Origin of the sequence: Alteraurantiacibacter lauratis, assembly GCF_037154155.1 — a bacterium.
Classification (GTDB): domain Bacteria; phylum Pseudomonadota; class Alphaproteobacteria; order Sphingomonadales; family Sphingomonadaceae; genus Alteraurantiacibacter; species Alteraurantiacibacter lauratis.
In genome coordinates this window covers 39,232-58,145 of the sequence record NZ_JBANRN010000008.1, presented here as the reverse complement: position 1 = coordinate 58,145, position 18,914 = coordinate 39,232, and the positions used below count along the sequence as shown (strand labels likewise).

17 protein-coding genes are annotated in these 18,914 nt (G+C 64.6%); 5 read left to right on the top strand and 12 right to left on the bottom strand.

Annotated elements, in window-relative coordinates; genetic code table 11:
• Positions 1 to 68: 68 nt before the first annotated feature.
• Entirely contained in the window at positions 69 to 878 is an 810-nt protein-coding gene (locus WFP39_RS08920; protein ID WP_336919107.1) for a CmcJ/NvfI family oxidoreductase, read from the bottom strand.
• A gap of 118 nt (positions 879 to 996) precedes the next feature.
• Between WFP39_RS08920 and WFP39_RS08915 the strand changes: the two genes are divergently transcribed.
• Positions 997 to 2,361: an MFS transporter gene (locus tag WFP39_RS08915; RefSeq protein ID WP_336919106.1), complete on the top strand. Its 1,365-nt coding sequence runs from the start codon at positions 997 to 999 to the stop codon at positions 2,359 to 2,361.
• Positions 2,362 to 2,364: 3 nt separating this feature from the next.
• Here the strand turns inward: WFP39_RS08915 and WFP39_RS08910 are convergent, their stop codons facing one another.
• Together WFP39_RS08910 and WFP39_RS08905 are read right to left on the bottom strand one after the other, a co-directional pair.
• On the bottom strand, positions 2,365 to 2,745 hold the full coding sequence (locus WFP39_RS08910; protein ID WP_336919105.1) for a nuclear transport factor 2 family protein: 381 nt from the start codon (positions 2,743 to 2,745) through the stop codon (positions 2,365 to 2,367).
• Between the two features lie 22 nt (positions 2,746 to 2,767).
• Positions 2,768 to 4,057, bottom strand: coding sequence for an MFS transporter (locus WFP39_RS08905; protein WP_336919104.1), 1,290 nt, complete (start codon positions 4,055 to 4,057; stop codon positions 2,768 to 2,770).
• 306 nt (positions 4,058 to 4,363) lie between these two features.
• On the opposite strand from WFP39_RS08905, the gene WFP39_RS08900 reads away from it, so the two are divergent.
• Positions 4,364 to 7,018 (top strand): TonB-dependent receptor, encoded by a 2,655-nt coding sequence (locus tag WFP39_RS08900; protein WP_336919103.1) that lies wholly within the window; start codon positions 4,364 to 4,366, stop codon positions 7,016 to 7,018.
• Between the two features lie 185 nt (positions 7,019 to 7,203).
• Here the strand turns inward: WFP39_RS08900 and WFP39_RS08895 are convergent, their stop codons facing one another.
• Positions 7,204 to 7,485 carry an integration host factor subunit beta gene (locus WFP39_RS08895; RefSeq protein ID WP_336919102.1) on the bottom strand — a complete coding sequence of 94 codons (282 nt, stop codon included), beginning with the start codon at positions 7,483 to 7,485 and terminating at the stop codon, positions 7,204 to 7,206.
• 213 nt (positions 7,486 to 7,698) lie between these two features.
• Positions 7,699 to 8,040, bottom strand: coding sequence for a GntR family transcriptional regulator (locus tag WFP39_RS08890; RefSeq protein WP_336919100.1), 342 nt, complete (start codon positions 8,038 to 8,040; stop codon positions 7,699 to 7,701).
• Positions 8,041 to 8,215: 175 nt separating this feature from the next.
• Here WFP39_RS08890 and WFP39_RS08885 point away from each other — a divergent pair, with 175 nt between their 5' ends.
• Together WFP39_RS08885 and WFP39_RS08880 are read left to right on the top strand one after the other, a co-directional pair.
• Entirely contained in the window at positions 8,216 to 9,838 is a 1,623-nt protein-coding gene (locus tag WFP39_RS08885; protein ID WP_336919098.1) for a peptide MFS transporter, read from the top strand.
• A 22-nt stretch (positions 9,839 to 9,860) separates the two neighbouring features.
• A complete protein-coding gene (locus WFP39_RS08880) occupies positions 9,861 to 10,544 on the top strand; it encodes an NnrU family protein (RefSeq protein WP_336919097.1) in 684 nt (227 codons plus the stop codon).
• Here WFP39_RS08880 and dxs read toward each other — a convergent pair.
• The 7 genes from dxs to rpe form a co-directional block, all read right to left on the bottom strand.
• Entirely contained in the window at positions 10,541 to 12,472 is a 1,932-nt protein-coding gene (gene dxs / locus WFP39_RS08875) for a 1-deoxy-D-xylulose-5-phosphate synthase (protein WP_336919096.1), read from the bottom strand. The genes WFP39_RS08880 and dxs overlap by 4 nt on opposite strands.
• A 55-nt stretch (positions 12,473 to 12,527) precedes the next feature.
• Complete coding sequence (locus WFP39_RS08870; RefSeq protein ID WP_336919095.1) at positions 12,528 to 13,001, bottom strand: Fur family transcriptional regulator; 474 nt, start codon at positions 12,999 to 13,001, stop codon at positions 12,528 to 12,530.
• A 36-nt stretch (positions 13,002 to 13,037) separates the two neighbouring features.
• Positions 13,038 to 13,709: a peptide-methionine (S)-S-oxide reductase MsrA gene (gene msrA, locus WFP39_RS08865; RefSeq protein WP_336919094.1), complete on the bottom strand. Its 672-nt coding sequence runs from the start codon at positions 13,707 to 13,709 to the stop codon at positions 13,038 to 13,040.
• 4 nt (positions 13,710 to 13,713) lie between these two features.
• Positions 13,714 to 13,836, bottom strand: a complete 123-nt coding sequence (locus WFP39_RS08860) for a hypothetical protein (RefSeq protein WP_336919092.1) — start codon at positions 13,834 to 13,836, stop codon at positions 13,714 to 13,716.
• Positions 13,837 to 13,940: 104 nt separating this feature from the next.
• Positions 13,941 to 15,560, bottom strand: a complete 1,620-nt coding sequence (gene purH / locus WFP39_RS08855) for a bifunctional phosphoribosylaminoimidazolecarboxamide formyltransferase/IMP cyclohydrolase (RefSeq protein WP_336919090.1) — start codon at positions 15,558 to 15,560, stop codon at positions 13,941 to 13,943.
• 8 nt (positions 15,561 to 15,568) lie between these two features.
• Positions 15,569 to 17,443, bottom strand: coding sequence for a heparinase II/III family protein (locus tag WFP39_RS08850; protein ID WP_336919089.1), 1,875 nt, complete (start codon positions 17,441 to 17,443; stop codon positions 15,569 to 15,571).
• A gap of 68 nt (positions 17,444 to 17,511) precedes the next feature.
• Positions 17,512 to 18,171: a ribulose-phosphate 3-epimerase gene (rpe, locus tag WFP39_RS08845; protein WP_336919088.1), complete on the bottom strand. Its 660-nt coding sequence runs from the start codon at positions 18,169 to 18,171 to the stop codon at positions 17,512 to 17,514.
• A 233-nt stretch (positions 18,172 to 18,404) separates the two neighbouring features.
• On the opposite strand from rpe, the gene WFP39_RS08840 reads away from it, so the two are divergent.
• Positions 18,405 to 18,905, top strand: a complete 501-nt coding sequence (locus WFP39_RS08840; RefSeq protein ID WP_336919087.1) for a DUF2141 domain-containing protein — start codon at positions 18,405 to 18,407, stop codon at positions 18,903 to 18,905.
• Positions 18,906 to 18,914: the final 9 nt, after the last annotated feature.

Sequence of the window (18,914 nt, the reverse complement as noted above, 5' to 3'; positions counted from 1 at the left end):
CGGTGCGTTTGGTCTTTGCGACTCTAACACCTGTTATGACTAGGCAAGGATTGGCCGATGCGAAAGAGCTAATCCAGAAAGGCGATGGTGCGCAGCTCCACGCTTTGCCGAGGCGCCGCATCGGGCGGCGCGGTCGGGTCAGCAAAAGCCGAATGGGCGGTGAACTGCACGGCATCCGCATTGCTGTCGAACAGCTTGAACACCATCGCCTCGTCCGGCTGCATCGCGGGCACCCAGTACCAGCGGTGATCTGGGCGATAGGCAAGGTTGAAGCCCCAAAGCGAGAAATCGAGCCCGCCCAGCCCGCCCACAATCTCGCTGTCGAACAGATCCTCGCGCCGCACCGTGCGCGCATCGCACAGCGCCAGCGGCGTGCTTTCAACAGGCGCGATGGGCCGCCAGACATTGATGAGCGTATGGCGGCGGGAAAGCCAGCGCGCGGCCTCCTCCTCGCCCAGAATAAGCCGGGTGAAATCGGCCACGGTCTTTGCCCCGTAATCGACATGCGCGCCAAAGGCGGGCTGGTTGTGGCCATGCGTGCCGCTGGCACTGGTGCGCAGGATCGCGCCAAAGCTGATGACTTTCGCGGCCCCGGTCAACCGCTGCACCAATGCCTCGGTCGCGCGGCAATAGGTGTCCATCGCGGCGGGATTGTCATAATCGGCCGTGGGCGAAGGCTCCTCCACCACCACAAAGCCGTTCCGCTCCAGCGCAAACTCGCCGAAATGCGGCCGCGCATCGTGGATGGTGACGCGGTGCTCCTCGCCCGGCCAATAGCTTCGTTCGCGATCCCCGGCATAAAAGGTCGCCTTCTCGCCCCGGACGATATATTTCATCGTCGCGGTGACATCGCAGGACGAGACGCCCGCTTCGTGCATCCTGCAAACTCCCCTTTGGCGCTCACGGCCTTATTCTTTTGACGGCTCGCGTCTGGCACCATAGCAATGGCACCAAGCCGGCGTCGAGCGGCAAGGATGATCGGGAGAGGATCACGGGATGGCAGGGCCCTTTGCGGACCCGCGCGATGTGCTGCGGCACCGCGCGATGAACCTTCAGCAATATGGCGTGGTGACGCTGTGCGTGCTGATCAACATGGTCGATGGCTATGACATCCTGGCGCTGGCGCAGGCGGGCAGCGCGCTCAGCCGCGATTGGGGGCTTTCCAATGCGGAACTGGGCACGCTCTTGTCGATGAACCTTGTCGGCATGGCGGCGGGCGCGCTGGGCGTATCGCCCGTGGCCGACCAGTACGGGCGGCGGCCCGCCATGCTGATCTGCCTGATCCTGATGAGTGTGGGTATGGCGGTTTCCGCCGTGTCCACCGGCTTTCTGACCATGGCGATCGGGCGGCTGATTACCGGTATCGGGATTGGCGGGATGACCAGCACGGCGGGCACGCTGGCGCTGGAATATGCAAGCTACAAGCGCCGCGAATTCGCGACATCGGCGGTTGCCTCCGCCTATCCGGTGGGCACAATCATCGGCGCGATGGTCGCGGTGGCGGTGCTCGATACCTATGGCTGGCGCGGCATCTTCTGGTTTGGCGCAGGGCTGTCGGCGGTGCTGCTGCCGATTGCGTGGGTGTGGCTGCCCGAAAGCCTCGATTTCCTGCTCACCCGCCAGCCCAAGGGCGCGCTGGACACCACCAACACCGTTCTGCGGCGGATGAATGTGCCAGAGATTTCCGAGTTACCCCCACGGCCCGAAGATTCGGGCGAAGGCTCCACCGCGCTGAAGGAGATTGCCCAGCCGGTGCACCGCAAGGAACTGATCGGCAAGCTGTTCCTTGCCCATGCGCTCAACATGTTTGCCTGGTATTACATCATCAACTGGGGGCCGCCACTCGTGGCCGAGGCGAGCGGTTCGGACGAATTGGGCGCGCGCTATTCGGCGTGGGTATCCTATGGCGGCATCGTGGGCGGGCTGACCGCGGGCTATCTGTGCGGCACCTTCGGGGTGAAGCGGATGATGTGGGCCACCATGGTGAGCCTCGCCGTTCTGATCGCGCTGTTCGGCCAATTTGTCGGCAATACGGCCGTGCTGATGGTGATCGCCCCGCTGATCGGCGCGGCGCTGTTCGGCTCTGCCGTGGCGAACTGGCTGACGATTGCCTACGCCTTCCCGCCGCATCTGCGCGCCACGGGTCTTGGCTTTGCCACCACGGCGGGGCGGGTGGGGTCGATCTTCGGGCCGATCGTGGGCGGGGCGCTGCTGGGCACGCGCACGGATGATTTGTCGCTGGGCTTTGCCACTCTCGATGTCACGCTCAGCGTGGGCACGGTGTGCCTCATCATGGGCGTGCCCGCGATCCTTTCTGCGCTCACCTTCAACCGCGCCCGGCGGCTGGAGCCGGGGCGGTAATGGTCAGGAGTGGAAGGCCGCCACGGCTGGCGCGCTGTCGGTATATTCGCGCAGCTCGGTGATCTGTCCCGCATCGTCGAAGGTGATCACGAAGCAGAACTGGTTGATATAGGACCCGCCTTTTACCAGCGGACTGTCGCAGGCGGTCAGCACCACGGCGCGGTTGCCGGCGGCAAACACATCCTCATGCGTGAAGCGGATGCCGTCCGCCAGCAGGCTGCGCGCCCCGTCGAGCAGCGCGGCGAGGGCGGCGGGCTGCATCCAGCCCTGCCCCGGCAGCCAGACGCGCGCATCCGGCGCATAGAAACCGAGCATCGCCGCAGTATCGAGGCGGCGCACACATTCAAGATAGGCCAGCGCCCGTTCGGCAGGATCGAATGCCATTGTGTGTGCCCTTCTGTATCGCTCAGGCAATTGCCGGTTTGCCGGTGATGCGCGGATTGGTTTCAGCTACGGCCAAGGCGATCAGCCCCGCCGTTACGGCCAGGCCCAGTTGCACGTAAAGCGCCACGTCGATACTGAAGCTGTCGGCGAGCCGCCCGGTGATGGGGGGCAGGGCAAAGCCGCCGAAGATCTCGCCCACCGCCACCACCGCGCCCATCGCCGTGGCGGCGCGCAGGCGGCCCAGCGTCTCGGCCGGGATCACCCCCATGAACAGCGGGAAGCCGCCCAGCCCCATCCAGCTGACGAACATCAGCGCGGCCAGCAGCGTGGGCGATCCTTCCACCCACAACAGACTGGCAGGGGCAATCGTCATCAGCAGGCAGAATATGACCAGCGCCGGCTTGCGGCCGATCTTCTCGGACAGAAGCCCCGCCGTCACCGCGCCCGCAGCGGGCGAGAAACCGAGCACCGACATCATCCGGCTCCACACCGCAGGATCGAGGTCGCGCGGCCCGTCAAGATAAAGCGGCATGAAGATCGATCCGATGACGACTGTGCCCACCGCAAAGATCGAGACAAGCGCGCACAAGGCAATGTTGCGCGTGGCCATCAGGCTGCGCACTTCGCGCCCCTCGCGCGCCAGCAACTGGCCGAACGAAAGGCGCGTGGCGGGTTCTGCCGGTTTGGGTGCGGCCTCTGGTTCCTTGATAAAGCGCCAGATCAGCACCGCCAGCACAAGGCCCGGAAGCCCGGAGATGTAAAAGGCCATGCGCCAGTCATAGGCCTCGGCAATCGCGATCAGCACAATCGGCGCCAGCGCAGTGCCGATGATCGAACCGAACACATTCTGCACCACGGCGGCGTTCAGCCCTTTGCGATGCTCAGCACTGGCGGCGACCATGATGGCGAGGCAAATCGGCAGGAAGGGCCCTTCCGCCGCGCCCATCACGATGCGGCTGGCGAGCAGCGATCCGAAACTCCAGGCCAGCCCCGACATGACCGAGGCGAAGGAGAAGATCACCAGCGCCGCAAGCAGGAACGGCTTGCGCTTGCCCATCAGGTCGGACCAGCGTCCCACGACATAGGCCCCCAGTGCCCATGTGAGCGACAACCCTGAACCCAGCCAGCCCAATTGCTCGTTCGACAACCCCATCTCGGCCTGCACGAAGGGGCCGAGGAAGGTCATCGCCATCCGGTCGAAATACGCAAAGCCATAGGCCAGGCCCAGCAAAAGCAGCACCACCAGTTCATAGCCGCCCAAACGCCGCGCGGCCGGGCGCGCTCCGCCCGCGGCTTGTGTTATGTCGGTCATCGTCTCTCCCCGTGCGTGTCCGTGCTTCCGGGCAATTATTAGGAAACTAAGCTATTTAATTGCGCAAGAAACCGGCACTTGCTGTGTTGCTTGATTACGACAATGCGGGCGATTTGCCATGCGCATTTGTGCAATTGGCTTGCTGCAATTGTATCAGATGGTAATGTCGAAGGCGGGAGAGAGATATCGCAGGCACGCATCTGCCTTCCTCTCGCCATTCGTCCGCCCACCAGACCCGCACACGGGCTGGCGCGGTTGATTCCAGAAAAGCGAGGTCTTTCGGGCCGCGCATGGGGAGGTAACCTGATGAAGTTCAAGACGCTCAGCGTAGTGTCATCGCTGGCCGTTGCGGCCACGATGACCGCACCGGCATATGCCCAGGATGCAAGCGAAGAAGGCCGTTCCAACGTCATCGTTGTGACGGCAGAATTCCGCGAAGCCAATCTGCAGGACACGCCGCTCGCCATTACCGCCGTCAACGCCGAAATGCTTCAGGCGCGCGGCCAGACCGACATTTCGCAGGTCGCCGCGCAAGCGCCCAACGTGACGCTGACCCCGCAGCCGCAGAACGGCGGTTCGGGCCTGATCGCGTTCATTCGGGGCGTGGGCCAGACCGACTTCAACTTCGCGCTCGACCCCGCGGTCGGCATCTACATCGACGATGTCTACATCCCGACGCTGTCGTCCTCGCTGCTCGAACTGGTCGACCTTGACCGCGTCGAAATCCTGCGCGGTCCGCAGGGCACGCTGGCGGGCAAGAACTCGCTCGGCGGCGCGATCAAGCTGTTCTCGCAGCGTCCGCGCGGCGATGGTTCGGGCAGCCTGCGCGCCGAATACGGCTCGCTCGATGCGATCGCCATTCGCGGCATGATGGACTTCTCGCTGACCGATTCGCTGGCCATGCGCATTTCGGGCATGGGCCGCAGCCGCGACGGGCATGTTACCATGCTCGATTACGGCACCACGCACCCCAATTCCAACGTGCCGGCCAACAACGCCCGTGGCCGCGGCAACCCCGATTACGGGACGATGGGTGGGCAGAGCGTGATGGCGCTGCGCGGCGCGCTGCGCTGGGAAGCGACTGATCGCCTCGAAATCAACCTCTCGGCCGATTACACCCGCGAAAATTCCGATGCGATCGCCACCGTGCTGATCGCGGCGGGTCTGCCGGTTTCGGCCACCAACCCCGTCTTCAATCCGCGCTCGATCAATCCTGCCGCATCGGTTGGATCGGGTGTGCCCGGCACCGAAATCTATAATGATGACGATGAGCTGATCGGCTATGGCCAGTATACCTCGCTGCCGTGGCTGGTGGGCAAGAACGGCCAGGGCGTGCCGTCGTCCTGCGCCTTCGTGCCGTTCGGCGAATACAGCTGCGACACAGGTGGGAATCTGGCCGGGTATGACCCGCGCTATATCAGCTATTCCAACTTCATGGATGCGCGCACGCCCACCACGCAGGCGCCCTACAAGCCCTATTTCGCACTGCCGATCACGCGGTTCGAAGGCTGGGGCATTCAGGGCAATCTAACCTACGACATCACCGACGACCTGCAGTTCGTGTATATCGGTTCGTATCGCACTTATGAATCGAAGTGGGGCCAGGATCAGGACGCAACCCCGATCCCGATCGCGCAGCTCGACAACCAGCTGAACCACGAAGCGTGGAGCAGCGAAGTCCGCCTGAACTTCGAAGCGGCCGAAGGCCTGCTGCAGGGCACCGTGGGTGGTTTCTATCTGGACCAGAGCGGCGAATACACCGCGCGCGTGGACCTGAACTATGCCGGCATCGACTTCATCCATGGCCCGGACACCACGCCCAGCACCACCAAGGCGTTATTCGGCACGCTGACCGTGCGTCCGACCGATGCGCTCAGCCTGACGGGCGGCCTGCGCTACAGCAAGGACAAGAAGATCTACACCTACTTCCGGTCGAACCCGGATGGCACGGTGCCGTTCCAGGGTTCGCTCGCTCCGCCTCCGGGCGCGCCGCCGATCTGCGAATATTTCTACGGCGCCGATCCCGACTTCGGCGGGCCGGTCTCGCTTGGCAACTCGCCGAACTGCCTGCTCACCGGCCTGTTTGGCATTTCCGACGGCTTCCGTGGGGATCGTTTCGACTGGCGCGTTGTGGCGGATTACCGCTTCAGCGACGAGGCGCTGGCCTATGCTTCGGTCTCCACGGGCTTCAAGGGTGGCGGCGTGAACCCGCGTCCGTTCTTCGGCCCTTCGGCGGGTGCGTGCCCGGCGCTGACCTTCAACCCCGATGGTTCGATCATTCCGGCGCCGCCGTGTAACCAGCTGCGTTCGTTCGATCCGGAAACCATCACAACCTACGAAGTGGGCTTCAAGCTCGACCTGCTGGATCGTCGTCTGCGCGTGAATACTGCCGCGTTCTACAACGATTACCAGAACATCGTGCTGACGCTGCCGGCCTGCCCCAGCTCGCCCTGCTTGCAGCCGCGGAACGTGGGCACCGCCGAAGTGAAGGGCTTCGAAGTCGAAGTCACCGCCTTCCCGACCGACGGTCTGACGCTCGACACCACGCTCAGCTACATCGACTTCCAGTACGATGTGGCCTCGGTGGCGGCAGCCGGTCTGCGCGGGACCGAAATCACGCCCTACACGCCGGAATGGACGTGGAGCGGCGGGATCCAGTACGACTACGAGATGGAAAGCGGTTCGGAACTTAGCTTCCGTCTGGATGCGAACTACCGTTCGAAGATCTTCACCGACACCTTCAACACGGTATGGAGCCAGATGGACTCGCTGTTCCTGATGAATGGCCGCATCGCCTTCACCAATCCGGGTGACGAGTGGGAGCTGGCACTGCGTGTCGATAACATCTTCGACAAGTACTACTTCACCTCGGTGAGCGACACGACGACCTCGCTCGGCGTCGTGACCGGTGTGCCCGGACTGCCGCGCACCTGGCTGCTGTCGGTGGAACGCCGCTTCTGATAGGATGGAACGGCCCCTGCCTTACGGGCGGGGGCCGATTGGCCGCCACGCTGGGCCTCTATCATCAGCCACAGATAAAGGGGCGCGGATCGGTCTGATCCGCGCCCCTTCCTTTCACCGGCGTCTCTCCCCCGCCGGGCGGGCTGCACGGGCCATGAAGGCCGGCGCCCGAAAAACCGCTGGCCTCAGTCGGCGTTCAACCGCTCGCGCATTTCCTTGCCCGGCTTGAAATAAGGCACACGCTTGGCGGGCACCTCCACCGTGTCGCCCGTGCGCGGGTTGCGCCCGGTGCGCGCATCGCGTGCGCGGCTGGAAAAGGTGCCGAAGCCGCGCAGTTCCACCCGGCCACCTTCGGCCAGACGGAGCGCGATTTCGTCAAAGAAAATGTCCACCACCTGCTCGACCTCTTCAGGCCGCAGGTCGGGATTGTCGTCGATAAGCGATTGCAGCAATTCTGATCTTATCATGATCGCCCCCTGAAAGCCGGACGCGAGGACCGGCTCACGAATTTACAACACCAAAAGGCCTTGCAATGCACAGTGCGACCCGAAGCAATGCCTGCGCCATGGTGCATGGCACAGGCTAAGCCTTTGCGCAATAAACACTTCAACAATATGAATAATTTCACATTTGTGAAGAAATTCGGGGAGGGCTACCATGCGTGAGCCCACCAAGCAGGTTTACACGCGGTCGAGCAGGTCCGACAGGCTGAGTTCGAGCTGCGCGATCCGGCGCCGGATTTCAGGCCATTCCTCGTGCAGGAAAGTCTCGCGTTCGACTGCGCGCAGGCGCTCCGCAGCGCCTTCGTTCACGAACATGCCCACCCCGCGCTGCACACGGATAAAGCCGTCCGACTGGAATTGCTGGTAGGCCTTGGCCACGGTCAGCGGATTGGCCCCCTGCTGCGCGGCAAAGGCGCGCACCGATGGCAGCATCGACCCTTCCGCATATTCCCCGGCGATGATGGCCGCCGCAATCTTGTCACGCAGGCGCAGATAGACGGGCTTGCTTTCATGCATCATGGTGATGCAGTGCCATAATACAGCGGCGCAGGTCAAGCCAGGTGCCGCTCCCAGCGGCGTTCACGAAGGTTACGGTTGCAACTTTGCAGCTTCACAACGCCGTTTCTGCCGCTAGGGTGCCGACCACGCGCGCGGCGGGCTCTGGCCGTGCACGATGGAGATACGGGGACGCGGGATGAAAGAGATCGGCTTGTGGAATGAAGGCGATTGGGTCGCGGCGATCGCGGCGATTATCCTGGCCGCCTTTCTGGCAGCAGGCGCGCTGATTGCCGCCAGCCGCAAGGATGAAGTGCTCGGCCACCCCAAGGGCCTGTACATGCTGTTCTTTGCCGAGATGTGGGAGCGGTTCAGCTTCTACGGCATGCGCGCAATCCTGATCTTCTACCTCGTGCAGCACTGGATGTTCAGCCAGGGCGAAGGTGCGCTGATCCTCGGCGCTTATGGCGCGATGGTCTATGTCACCCCGCTGCTGGGCGGCTGGCTGGCCGATCGGTATATCGGGCAGCGCAAGGCGGTGCTGTTCGGTGCCGTGCTGCTGGCGCTGGGCCACCTGTTCATGGCGGTCGAAGGCGAAGGCGGGCAGTCCGATCCCGCGCTCAACGTCTTCTGGCTGGCGCTGGCGCTGATCATCGTCGGCTCTGGCTTTTTGAAGGCCAATATTTCGGTGATGGTGGGCCAGCTTTACCGCCTGACCGACAGCCGCCGCGATGCGGCCTACACGATATTCTACATGGGCATTAACCTCGGCGCGGCGGCGGGTTCGATCCTCGTCGGTTACCTGGGCCTGACGCTGGGCTGGGCCTGGGGCTTTGGCCTGGCGGGCATCGGGATGGTGGCTGGCCTGGTCGTCTTCGTGCTGGGCAAGGCAACCTTGCGCGGCGCGGGCGAGGCGGCGGCCCCGCTGGAGCGGCGCAAGGAAATGCTCATCTACGGCGCGGGCGTGGCAGCTGTCGCGGTGATGTGGGGCCTGATCCAGTACCGCGAGGTCATCCAGACGCTGCTCATCGTCACCGGCGTGGTGCTGCTGGGCTATGTGCTGTGGCAGGCATCCCGGCTGGACAAGCACCCGCGCGAGCGGATTTACGCCATCCTGTTCCTGATCGCGCTCAACCCGCTGTTCTGGGGCCTGTTCGATCAGGCGCCGGGCAGCCTCAACCTCTATACCGACGCATATGTCGACACGGGCAATGTGCCCGCCGCGATCTTCCAGTCGATTAACCCGATCTACATCCTGCTGTTTGCACCGGTCTTTGCCGCGCTGTGGCAATGGCTGGGCCAGCGCGGGCTGGAGCCGAGCGCGCCGGCCAAATTTGCCCTGGCGCTGTTCCAGGTGGGCGCGGGCTTCCTTGTCTTTGCCTGGGGCGCGACGGCGGCCGGCATGGAGGTGATGACCCCGGTGATCTTCGTGTTCCTGATCTACCTGCTGCACACGACCGGCGAGCTGTGTCTTTCCCCCGTGGGCCTTTCCGCGATGAACCGCCTTGCCCCCGGCTTCATGGCCAGCCTCATCATGGGCGCGTGGTTCTACATGACCGCGGTGGGCAGTTTCGTGGCCGGCAAGATCGGCGAGGCGACGGGCGGCGAAAGCGGCGAGATGTCGAAGGCGCTGACGCTGCAAATCTACGACCAGATCGGCTGGATCGCGATTGGCGTCGCAGTGGCGGTGCTGCTTGTCAGCCCCATCATCAAGCGCTGGATGCATCTTGATACGCTGGAAGATGTGCAGGCAGACCTGCCCGGCAATGCCGAAATGGGCGAGCCGCAGGCGGCAGGCGTGCATCCGGACGGTCGCGCCTGATACGAAAGAGGCAAGGAGCGGCATGGCAATGACACCGGAACTGACCCAACTGCTTCTTGCCAACGCCGCCTTTGTCGGCAGCCATTTCGCCATGAGCCACCCTTTTCGCAGCCCCATGGTGCGCGTGCTGGGGGCGAGTGGGTTTCTGGGCGTCTATTCACTGGTCAGCTTCGCGCTGCTCTACTGGGTGGTGCAGGCATTCCAGGCCGCGCCGCCCGCTGACCTTGGCGGCAGTGGAGAGCTGGGCTGGCTGCTGGCCACCGCGATTACTTTACCCGCCATGGTGCTGCTCGCCGGCTCGTTTGCGGGCAATCCCGCTTTGCCCGATCCTGCCGGCAAGGCAAAGATTCCCGTTGAGCCTCGCGGCGTGTTCCGCGTCACCCGCCACCCGATGATGTGGGGCATCGGCCTGTGGGCGATTGCGCATGTGCTGCTGTGGTGGAGCACGCGCACGCTCATCACCGCAAGCGCGATGGGCGTGCTGGCCCTGCTTGGTGCGCATATGCAAGACCGCAAGAAGCGCGCCCTGCTTGGCGATGCGTGGGCAGGCTGGCAAGCGCAGACACGCTATTGGCCGCGGCTGAGCGCCTTCGCCCGCGTGGGATGGGTGTGGTGGCTGGCAGGCGGCGCGATCTGGCTGGTCGCGACCTTTGCCCATATGCCGTTGGGCGCGATACCGGCAGGCGTGTGGCGCTGGGTGGGTTAGGCCCGCGCTTCCTCGACCCCCGCGCTGTTGTGGCGCAGCGCGGACAGCACCGTTTCCACGATATGCGGCGCGGTCAGGCCCGCTTGCTCATACTGCCTTTCCGGCGTGTCGTGATCCTGGAAGATGTCGGGCAAGCGCATGGTGCGGATCTTCAGGCCGGCATCGGTCAGCCCCTCGTCGCTGGCCATGGTGAGGACATGGGCGCCAAGGCCGCCAATGCTGCCTTCCTCGATCGTCACCACGACCTCGTGGCTCAGCATGAGGCGGCGGATCAGCGCGGAATCGAGCGGCTTGACGAAACGCAGGTCTGCAATCGTGGTGGGCAGTCCCTTGGCGTCGAGCGCGTCGGCGGCCTTCTGCGCCTCTGCAAGGCGGGTGCCGAGCGAGAGGATCGCGACCTTGCCGCCCTTCTCATCGCCGCGCACCACGCGGCCCTTGCCGATTTCGAGTTGCTGCAGAACGTCCGGCAGGGGAACCCCCACCCCACTGCCGCGGGGATAGCGGAAGGCAATCGGCCCACTGTCGTGAAGCGCGGCGGTGTAGGTCATGTGCACCAGCTCCGCCTCGTCCGACGGGGCCATTACCACCATGTTGGGCAGGCTCGCCAGATAGGTGATGTCGAACGAACCGGCATGGGTCGCCCCGTCCGCCCCCACCAGCCCGGCGCGGTCAATGGCAAAGCGCACCGGCAGGTTCTGGATCGCCACATCGTGCACGATCTGATCGTAAGCGCGTTGCAGGAAGGTGGAATAGATCGCGGCAAAGGGCCGCATCCCTTGCGCCGCCAGACCTGCGGCAAAGGTCACGGCATGCTGTTCGGCAATGCCGACATCAAAGGCGCGGGTGGGGTGCGCTTTCGCAAACTTGTCCACCCCGGTGCCGCTGGGCATGGCGGCGGTGATGGCGCAGATCTTGGGATCGGCATCCGCCAGCTTGGCCAGCGTTTCGCCAAACACGTTCTGGTAGGCGGGCGGGCCAGCGGGGCCTTTCTTCTGCTCACCTGTGATGACATCGAACTTCTGCACGCCGTGATATTTGTCGGACGCCGCCTCGGCCGGGGCATAGCCCTTGCCCTTTTGCGTGACGACATGGATCAGGCACGGGCCTTCGGCCGCGTCGCGCACATTTTCGAGCACGGGGATGAGCTGATCCAGATCATGCCCGTCAATCGGGCCGACATAGTAGAAGCCCAACTCCTCGAAGAGTGTGCCGCCCATCGCCATGCCGCGGGCGTATTCGTCGGTCTTCTTCGCCGCCTGATGCAGCGGGCGCGGCAGCTTGCGCGCGAATTTCTTGGCAAGGTCGCGCAGGCCGAGGAATTGGCCCGACGTCACCAAACGCGCCAGATAGCCCGAAAGACCGCCCACCGGCGGCGCAATGGACATGTCGTTGTCGTTCAGAATCACGACCAGCCGGTTGCCCGCGGCCTCGGCGTTGTTCATCGCCTCATAGGCCATGCCGGCGCTCATTGCGCCGTCGCCGATCACGGCGATAGCCTTGCCAGGCTGGCCGTTCAGCTTGTTGGCGATGGCAAAACCCAGCCCGGCGGAAATCGAGGTGGAGGAATGCGCCGCACCAAAGGGGTCGTATTCGCTTTCGCTGCGCTTGGTGAAGCCGGACAGGCCGCCGCCCTGCCGCAGCGTGCGAATTCGGTCGCGCCGTCCGGTAATGATCTTGTGCGGATAGGCCTGATGACCGACGTCCCAGATCAGCTTGTCGGTGGGCGTGTCGAACACGTAGTGGATCGCCACGGTCAGTTCGACCACGCCCAGCCCCGATCCCAGATGCCCGCCGGTGGTGCCCACCGTGTCGATCATCTCGGCGCGCAGCTCATCCGCAAGCTGACGAAGCTGGGACGGGTCCAGCCGTCGGAGATCGTGCGGTGTGTCGACCGTGTCGAGCAGGGGCGTTCGCGGGCGGATATTCATTGCAAGCTCTTAACGCGGGCAGGGCGATGTGTCGATGACCGCCCTTAGCCCTAATTTAACCGGTGCAATCCGCGCACAGGCCACGCAGTTCCACCACCGGACGCACATTGGCGAATCCGGCGCGCATTCCCGCCTCGCGCAATGCGCCGGTCAGCCGGTCATCGTCCAGATGGCTGGCCGCACCGCAATCGTCGCAGATCAGGAAGATGCAATCGTGGCGGCAGCCGGGATGCGTGTTGGCCAGATAGGCGTTCGCGCTCTCGATCCGGTTGGCAAGGTTGGTGCGCACGAACAGGTCGAGAATGCGGTAAACGCTGTTGGGCGCCACGCGCTTGCCGCGCGCCTGTCCGACGCCATCGGCAATATCATAGGCGCTGGCAGGCTTGTCGTATGACGACAGCACGCGGAACACATCCTCGCGCATGGCGGTCCATTGTTCGCCCGCGGCTTCCAGCACGCGGCCGGCTTCATCCACCAGGCTTTGCCCGGTGTGTTCGGTATGGTGCGAATGATGCGCGTGGTGAGCCATGCCGCGGATATAATGCGCAAGGCGCAGGCCTGCAAATCACCCGGTCAGGAAAGCGCGGCGGTAGAGCTGCGGGAACATGGTGCGCAGGGCCTCCAGCTTGGGCGCATCCCAGCGGCGGATGTAGGGATTGTCGGGATTGCGATGCATGAAATCCTGATGATACTCCTCCGCCTCGTAAAAACGGCGCGGTTCCTCGATCGCCACCACAATGGGATCGGACCAGACGCCCGAACGGCCCATCTGGCGGATATAGGCCTGCGCGACGGCGCGCTGTTCGGCGTTCAAGGGCACGATGGCCGTGCGGTATTGCGTCCCGCGATCGGGGCCCTGCCGGTTGAGCAGCGTCGGATCAGCCCCCACCGAAAACAGGATCTGGAGAAGCTGGTCGTAGCGCACGACCGACGGATCATACACCACCCGCACAGCCTCGGCGTGATCGGTAATGCCTGAGGCGACAAGGCGGTAGCGCGCCTGCGCTTCGGTGCCGCCGTGATAGCCCGAAACAGCGCTGCGCACCCCGCGCGTATGGCTGAAAATGCCTTCAATGCCCCAGAAACAGCCACCTGCGAAGATCGCGGTCTGAAGCCCGGTTTCCCGGGCCTGCCGCGTGGCAACGGGCGCGTTGAAAGCAACTTCTGCCGACGAAGGCACCGCCGTGACTGCCACAACGCCCAGGGCAAGTGCAGCAAAGGCGGCTTTCCACTTCATCGGGTTACAAAGCTCCCATCTGCGGCAGGATATGTGCCGCCAGCACCGCTGCTGTTACACCGAAGCCGAGGAAGAATGAACGGTAAAGTTCCGCGGTGAACAGGCCCATTGCCATCACCCCTTTCATGCAGTTCGCGTCAGACCTGCATGGCTAGGGGGCAAGGTGTTGCGCTGCACTGAATGAGCGGAAATCGTCCGTTCAGGAAAGGCCGAGCCGTGCCCCTTGCGCGATCAATGGCGGAAATGGCGCATCCCGGTGAAAACCATGGCGATGCCGGCGGCATCGGCGGCGGCGATCACCTCGTCATCGCGCATCGCACCGCCCGGCTGGATCACCACGCTGGCCCCGGCCTCAATCGCCACGTCGATCCCGTCGGCAAAGGGCAGAAAGGCATCGGAAGCCATCGCACTGCCTGCGGTGCGCGGCGCATCCCAGCCGGCGGTTTCCGCCGCCTCGCGCGCGCGGATCGTGGCGATGCGGCCCGAATCGCGGCGGTTCATCTGGCCTGCGCCAATCCCGGCGGTGGTGCCGTCCTTGGCAAAGACGATGGCGTTGGACTTCACATGCTTCGCCACTTTCCACGCAAACAGGCAATCAGCGAGTTCCTGCGCGGTCGGCTGGCGCTTGGTGACGACGCGCAGATCGTCCGATCCGATAATCCCGGCATCGCGCGATTGCACCAGCAGGCCGCCCGCAATCGTCTTCAACTGCAAACCGGGGCGCGCCGGATCGGGCAGGCAATCGACCAGCAGCAGGCGCAAATTCTTCTTGGCAGCAAAGGCAGCGATGGCGGCATCATCCGCGCCGGGTGCAATCACGACCTCGGTAAAGATCTGGCAGATCGCCTCGGCCGTGGGGCCATCCAGCGCGACATTGGTCGCCACGATCCCGCCAAAGGCCGACACGCTGTCGCACGCCAGCGCGGCTTCCCATGCGCCCAGCAAGGTGGGGGCCTGCGCCACGCCGCACGGATTGGCATGCTTGATGATCGCCACCGCCGGATCGCCGCCCTTGAATTCGGCAATCAGTTCCAGCGCGGCATCGGCATCGTTGAGGTTGTTGTAGGACAATTCCTTGCCCTGCACCTGCCGCGCCTGCGGCACGCCCGGTGTGGCTACCATGCGGGGGACATAGACCGCCGCAGTCTGATGCGGGTTTTCGCCGTAACGCAGCACATCGCCGCGCGCGAAGGCCATTGGCAGCGTGGGCGGGAAGGGTTCGGCCTTCAGCGCCTCGGCCCCCAGCGGGTTGGTATAGGCATCGGCAAAGGCAAACCAGCCTGCAATCGCCGCGTCATAGGCGGCGGTCAGGGCATAGGCTTTCGCCGCCATGCGGATGCGGAAGGCCAGACTGGTGCCGCCATCGGCGTCGATCTGCGCCAGCAATTCGGCGTAATCGGCCGGATCGGTGAGCACGGTGACGAAGGCGTGGTTCTTGGCCGAAGAACGCACCATGGCCGGGCCGCCAATGTCGATATTCTCCACCACGTCGTCGCGCCGGGCGCCTTTGGCGACGGTCGCCTCGAAGGGGTAAAGGTTGATCACCAGCAGGTCGATCGCGCCGATCCCGTGCTCCTGCATCGATGCCAGATGCGCGGCATCGTCGCGCACTGCCAGCAGGCCGCCATGCACCACCGGATGCAGCGTCTTCACGCGCCCGTCCATCATTTCGGGAAAGCCGGTGAGTTCGGAAATGTCCTTCACGGCCAGGCCCGCCTCGCGGATCGCCTTGGCGGTGCCGCCGGTGGATACCAGTTCCACCCCGCGCGCGGCCAGCGCAGATGCCAGTTCCACAATACCGCTCTTGTCGGACACCGAAAGGAGTGCCCGCCTGATTGCCACCGTGCTCATGCCTAATGCTATCCCATCTTCTTCAGCAGCCAGGCAAAATTGCCGCCGCCGCGTGAAACAAGGCCCTGAATGACCAATTGCTGCGCCGCCTGCGGGCGGCCATCGCCATCGACGAACAGGCTTTCCTCGACTTCCAGCGTATCGGCCCCGGTCAGGAATTGCCAATAGCTGCCATCGGGCAAGGCCAAGGTCGCGCCCTTGCCGTTCTCGCTGAGCGTGAGGCGCACCTGCGGGCCGAGGTGAAACCGGATGGCATAGGGCACCTTGCCCGTCTTGCCGCCGCGCCCGGATGGCACCAGCAGGTCCTCACCGCGCAATTCGCTGCCATCGTCGCGCAGGATCAGGATGCGCCGGTGCACAAGGCCAAAGCGCTGGGCATAGCCATCATGGCTTGCCTCGATCCTCGTCGCGCCGCCCTTGGCCGATCCTCCGCCCGGCGATGCGCCGCGATCAAGCGTGATCACGCGCCGATCCACTTCCACTTCGCCCACGCCCGCGCCCAGCTTGCCATTGATCAGCACGGCGGTGGAATTGGCCTCGCCCAGCACCATGGTGGAATGGGCTGCGGTAGCGCGCAGGCCCTGTTCGATGCGGATCGGCACTTGACCCCCGGCAAAGCCCGCACCGCCGCAGTTTGTTATCAGGCGGTATTCGCCGTGGCTGAATTCGAACGCCAGTGTGGAGGCGCAGCCGTGCCGCGCATGGCGCGCCAGCGGCGGGGGCGAGGTGTCGAATTGCAGCACCGCCAGCTTGCCCCCGGCGCGCGCCGTGACGCGCTGATACCCCCATTGCCGCGCGTCGCGCAAAGGCCGTGTGCGCACGCCGCTGGCGCGCACCAGCGCCTCGATCCTTTCGGCACTCACCGCGCCCGCGCCCTGCCAATTGCCCAAAGTGCCATCCGAATGCAGCAGCGCCAGCAAGGGTGGCACCAGCAGGCCCAACATCACCTCCAGCGCGCGCGGCGGATCGCGTCGCACCGCTCGATAGCAAGCCGCAAGATCGACCAGCAGCTCAATCGCCTCGATCTGCCCCAGCGGACTGCGCGACAGCACGCCGCCATCATCGCCCACCAGATCGCCCAGCGCGCGCACCAGCCCCGCCTCGCCAAACAGGCGGCGCGGCTTGCCTTCGGGCAGCAGCAGGCCTGCCGCGGTAATGGCGCACCAGCCCGCCACTTCGGCCAGCCGGTCGTCCGCGCGGGTGACGTGGCGGTCAAGATAGCGGGCGGTATCCGCAATGGCGTCCAGCATCTGCTGGCGTTCTGCCTTGTCAGCGCTGGACAGCAGCAGCGGAGCGTGCACCAGCCAGCCCATCAGGCGGTGCGCGGCATTGTCGACCTTCCATGCCGGGCCGCGCCCGGCCTTGTGCGCCGGTTCGGGATTGGCGATGCACCAAGCGGCAAGGATACGGCGGGCAACGGGCGCGCATTGCGGCAGCGTGCCACTGGCCGACAGATCGCGCAGCCAGCCAAACCCATGGACATAGCGTTCGAAAGGCGGAGTCAGCTTGGCGACCGGCGCCATATCGACCTGCCCGATCGGCGCCTTGACCCCATGCACCAGAAAATGCCCGGCGCGCAGGCCCATGCCTGCCACCCGGTCACCCGCCACGGGGCTTTCGACCACCGCCAGCAGGCGCGGGCGCAAAGGCTTGCGGAAGGGCGCAGCCAGGGTGGAGCCGGGAATGCCAAGGCGATAAGCGAGGCGGATGAGCCGTTCCCCCGCGCCGATTTCGGGTGGGTTGAAATCGGACAAGGCCAGCGCGCGGCCCGGAGGGGCCGGGGGCGCAGCTTCGCCAACGCCCAGCGGCATGGCGGCCGCAGGCGGCACATCCTGCCGCAGAACCAGTTCCTCGCGGCGGCCATCATCCAGCGGCATCACCATCTGCCGATTTCCTTCCGGCCCGTTCCTGGCGGGCGCGCTGCGGATCCGGGCAGACAGGTCGCCCATGCCTATTGCCCCCTCAAGGCGCGAATATTGTCGGCATAACGATCCGGCCCGCCGGCAAAAGTGGCAGATCCCGCCACCAGCACATCGGCCCCCGCCTCCACACACTGGCGGGCGGTCTCGGCGTTCACCCCGCCATCCACCTCGATCAGCACATCGAGCCCGCGCGTGTCGATCATCTGGCGCACCGCCGCAATCTTCTTGAGCTGGCTGGGGATAAAGCTCTGCCCGCCAAAGCCGGGGTTCACACTCATGATCAGCACCAGATCGATCTCCTCGATGAGGTAGTCGAGCATTTTGGCCGGCGTTCCGGGATTGAGCGAGATGCCCGCCTTCTTGCCATGCGCCTTGATCGCCTGCACGCTGCGGTGAACATGCGGCCCGGCTTCGGGGTGGATGGTGATGATATCCGCGCCCGCTTGTGCGAACTGCTCGATCCAGAGGTCCACCGGCGAGACCATCAGATGCACATCGAAGGTCTTCCTGCTGTGCGGGCGAAGCGCCTTTACCACGGCCGGGCCAATGGTGAGGTTGGGCACATAATGCCCGTCCATCACATCGACATGGATCCAGTCCGCGCCGGCAGCGTCAATCGCGCGCACCTCTTCGCCCAGCCGGGCAAAATCGGCAGACAGGATGGAAGGGGAGATCAGCGGGGTGGCCATGGCTGTCTTCAGGCGATAGGCAGCGCCGTCGCGCGGGGCAAGGTGCGAACACGCATTTTCCACACAGGGAAAACACGCATGTGGACAAGGTGATGGATCGGCACGCCGAGCCGACTTTGCCACAGGCTTGCAGGCCGCTTCACGCCCCGTTCACTGGCATTCTGGCAATAGGCGGGGCAAGGAAAGGGGGATCTTCATTCCCGCCCCTGCGTTTGAACAATTCAGGATCTGCCATGCGTTCGTCTTTCAGCCGCCTTATGCCCGCACTTGCCGTGCCGGCCGCACTTCTTGCCCTGGCGCTGCCGGGCAGCGCCGCGCAGGCGCAGTACCACCAGGAAATCCGCAACGATATGGCGGTTTGCCGGGGCGCAGGCCCGGCGGTGCGCATCAATGTGAACGGCATCAAGAATGGGCAAGGCCTGGTGCGCGCGCAAATCTATCGCGCGACTCAGGCCGACTGGTTGCAAAGCGGGCGCTGGATGTACCGCATTGAAGTGCCCGCGCAGGCCGGCAGCATGAGCTTCTGCATGCCGGTTCCCGCCAATGGCTCTTACGCGGTGGCCGTGCGCCACGATGTCAACGGCAATGGCAGCACGGACTTGCGCACCGATGGCGGCGCGATGTCGAACAATCCCAGCATCAACCTCTTCAATCTGGGCCGGCCCAGCGTTTCGCGCACCGCGTTCGACGTGAGCGGCGTCACCACGATCAACATCACCATGCGCTATATGTGAGCGGGGGCT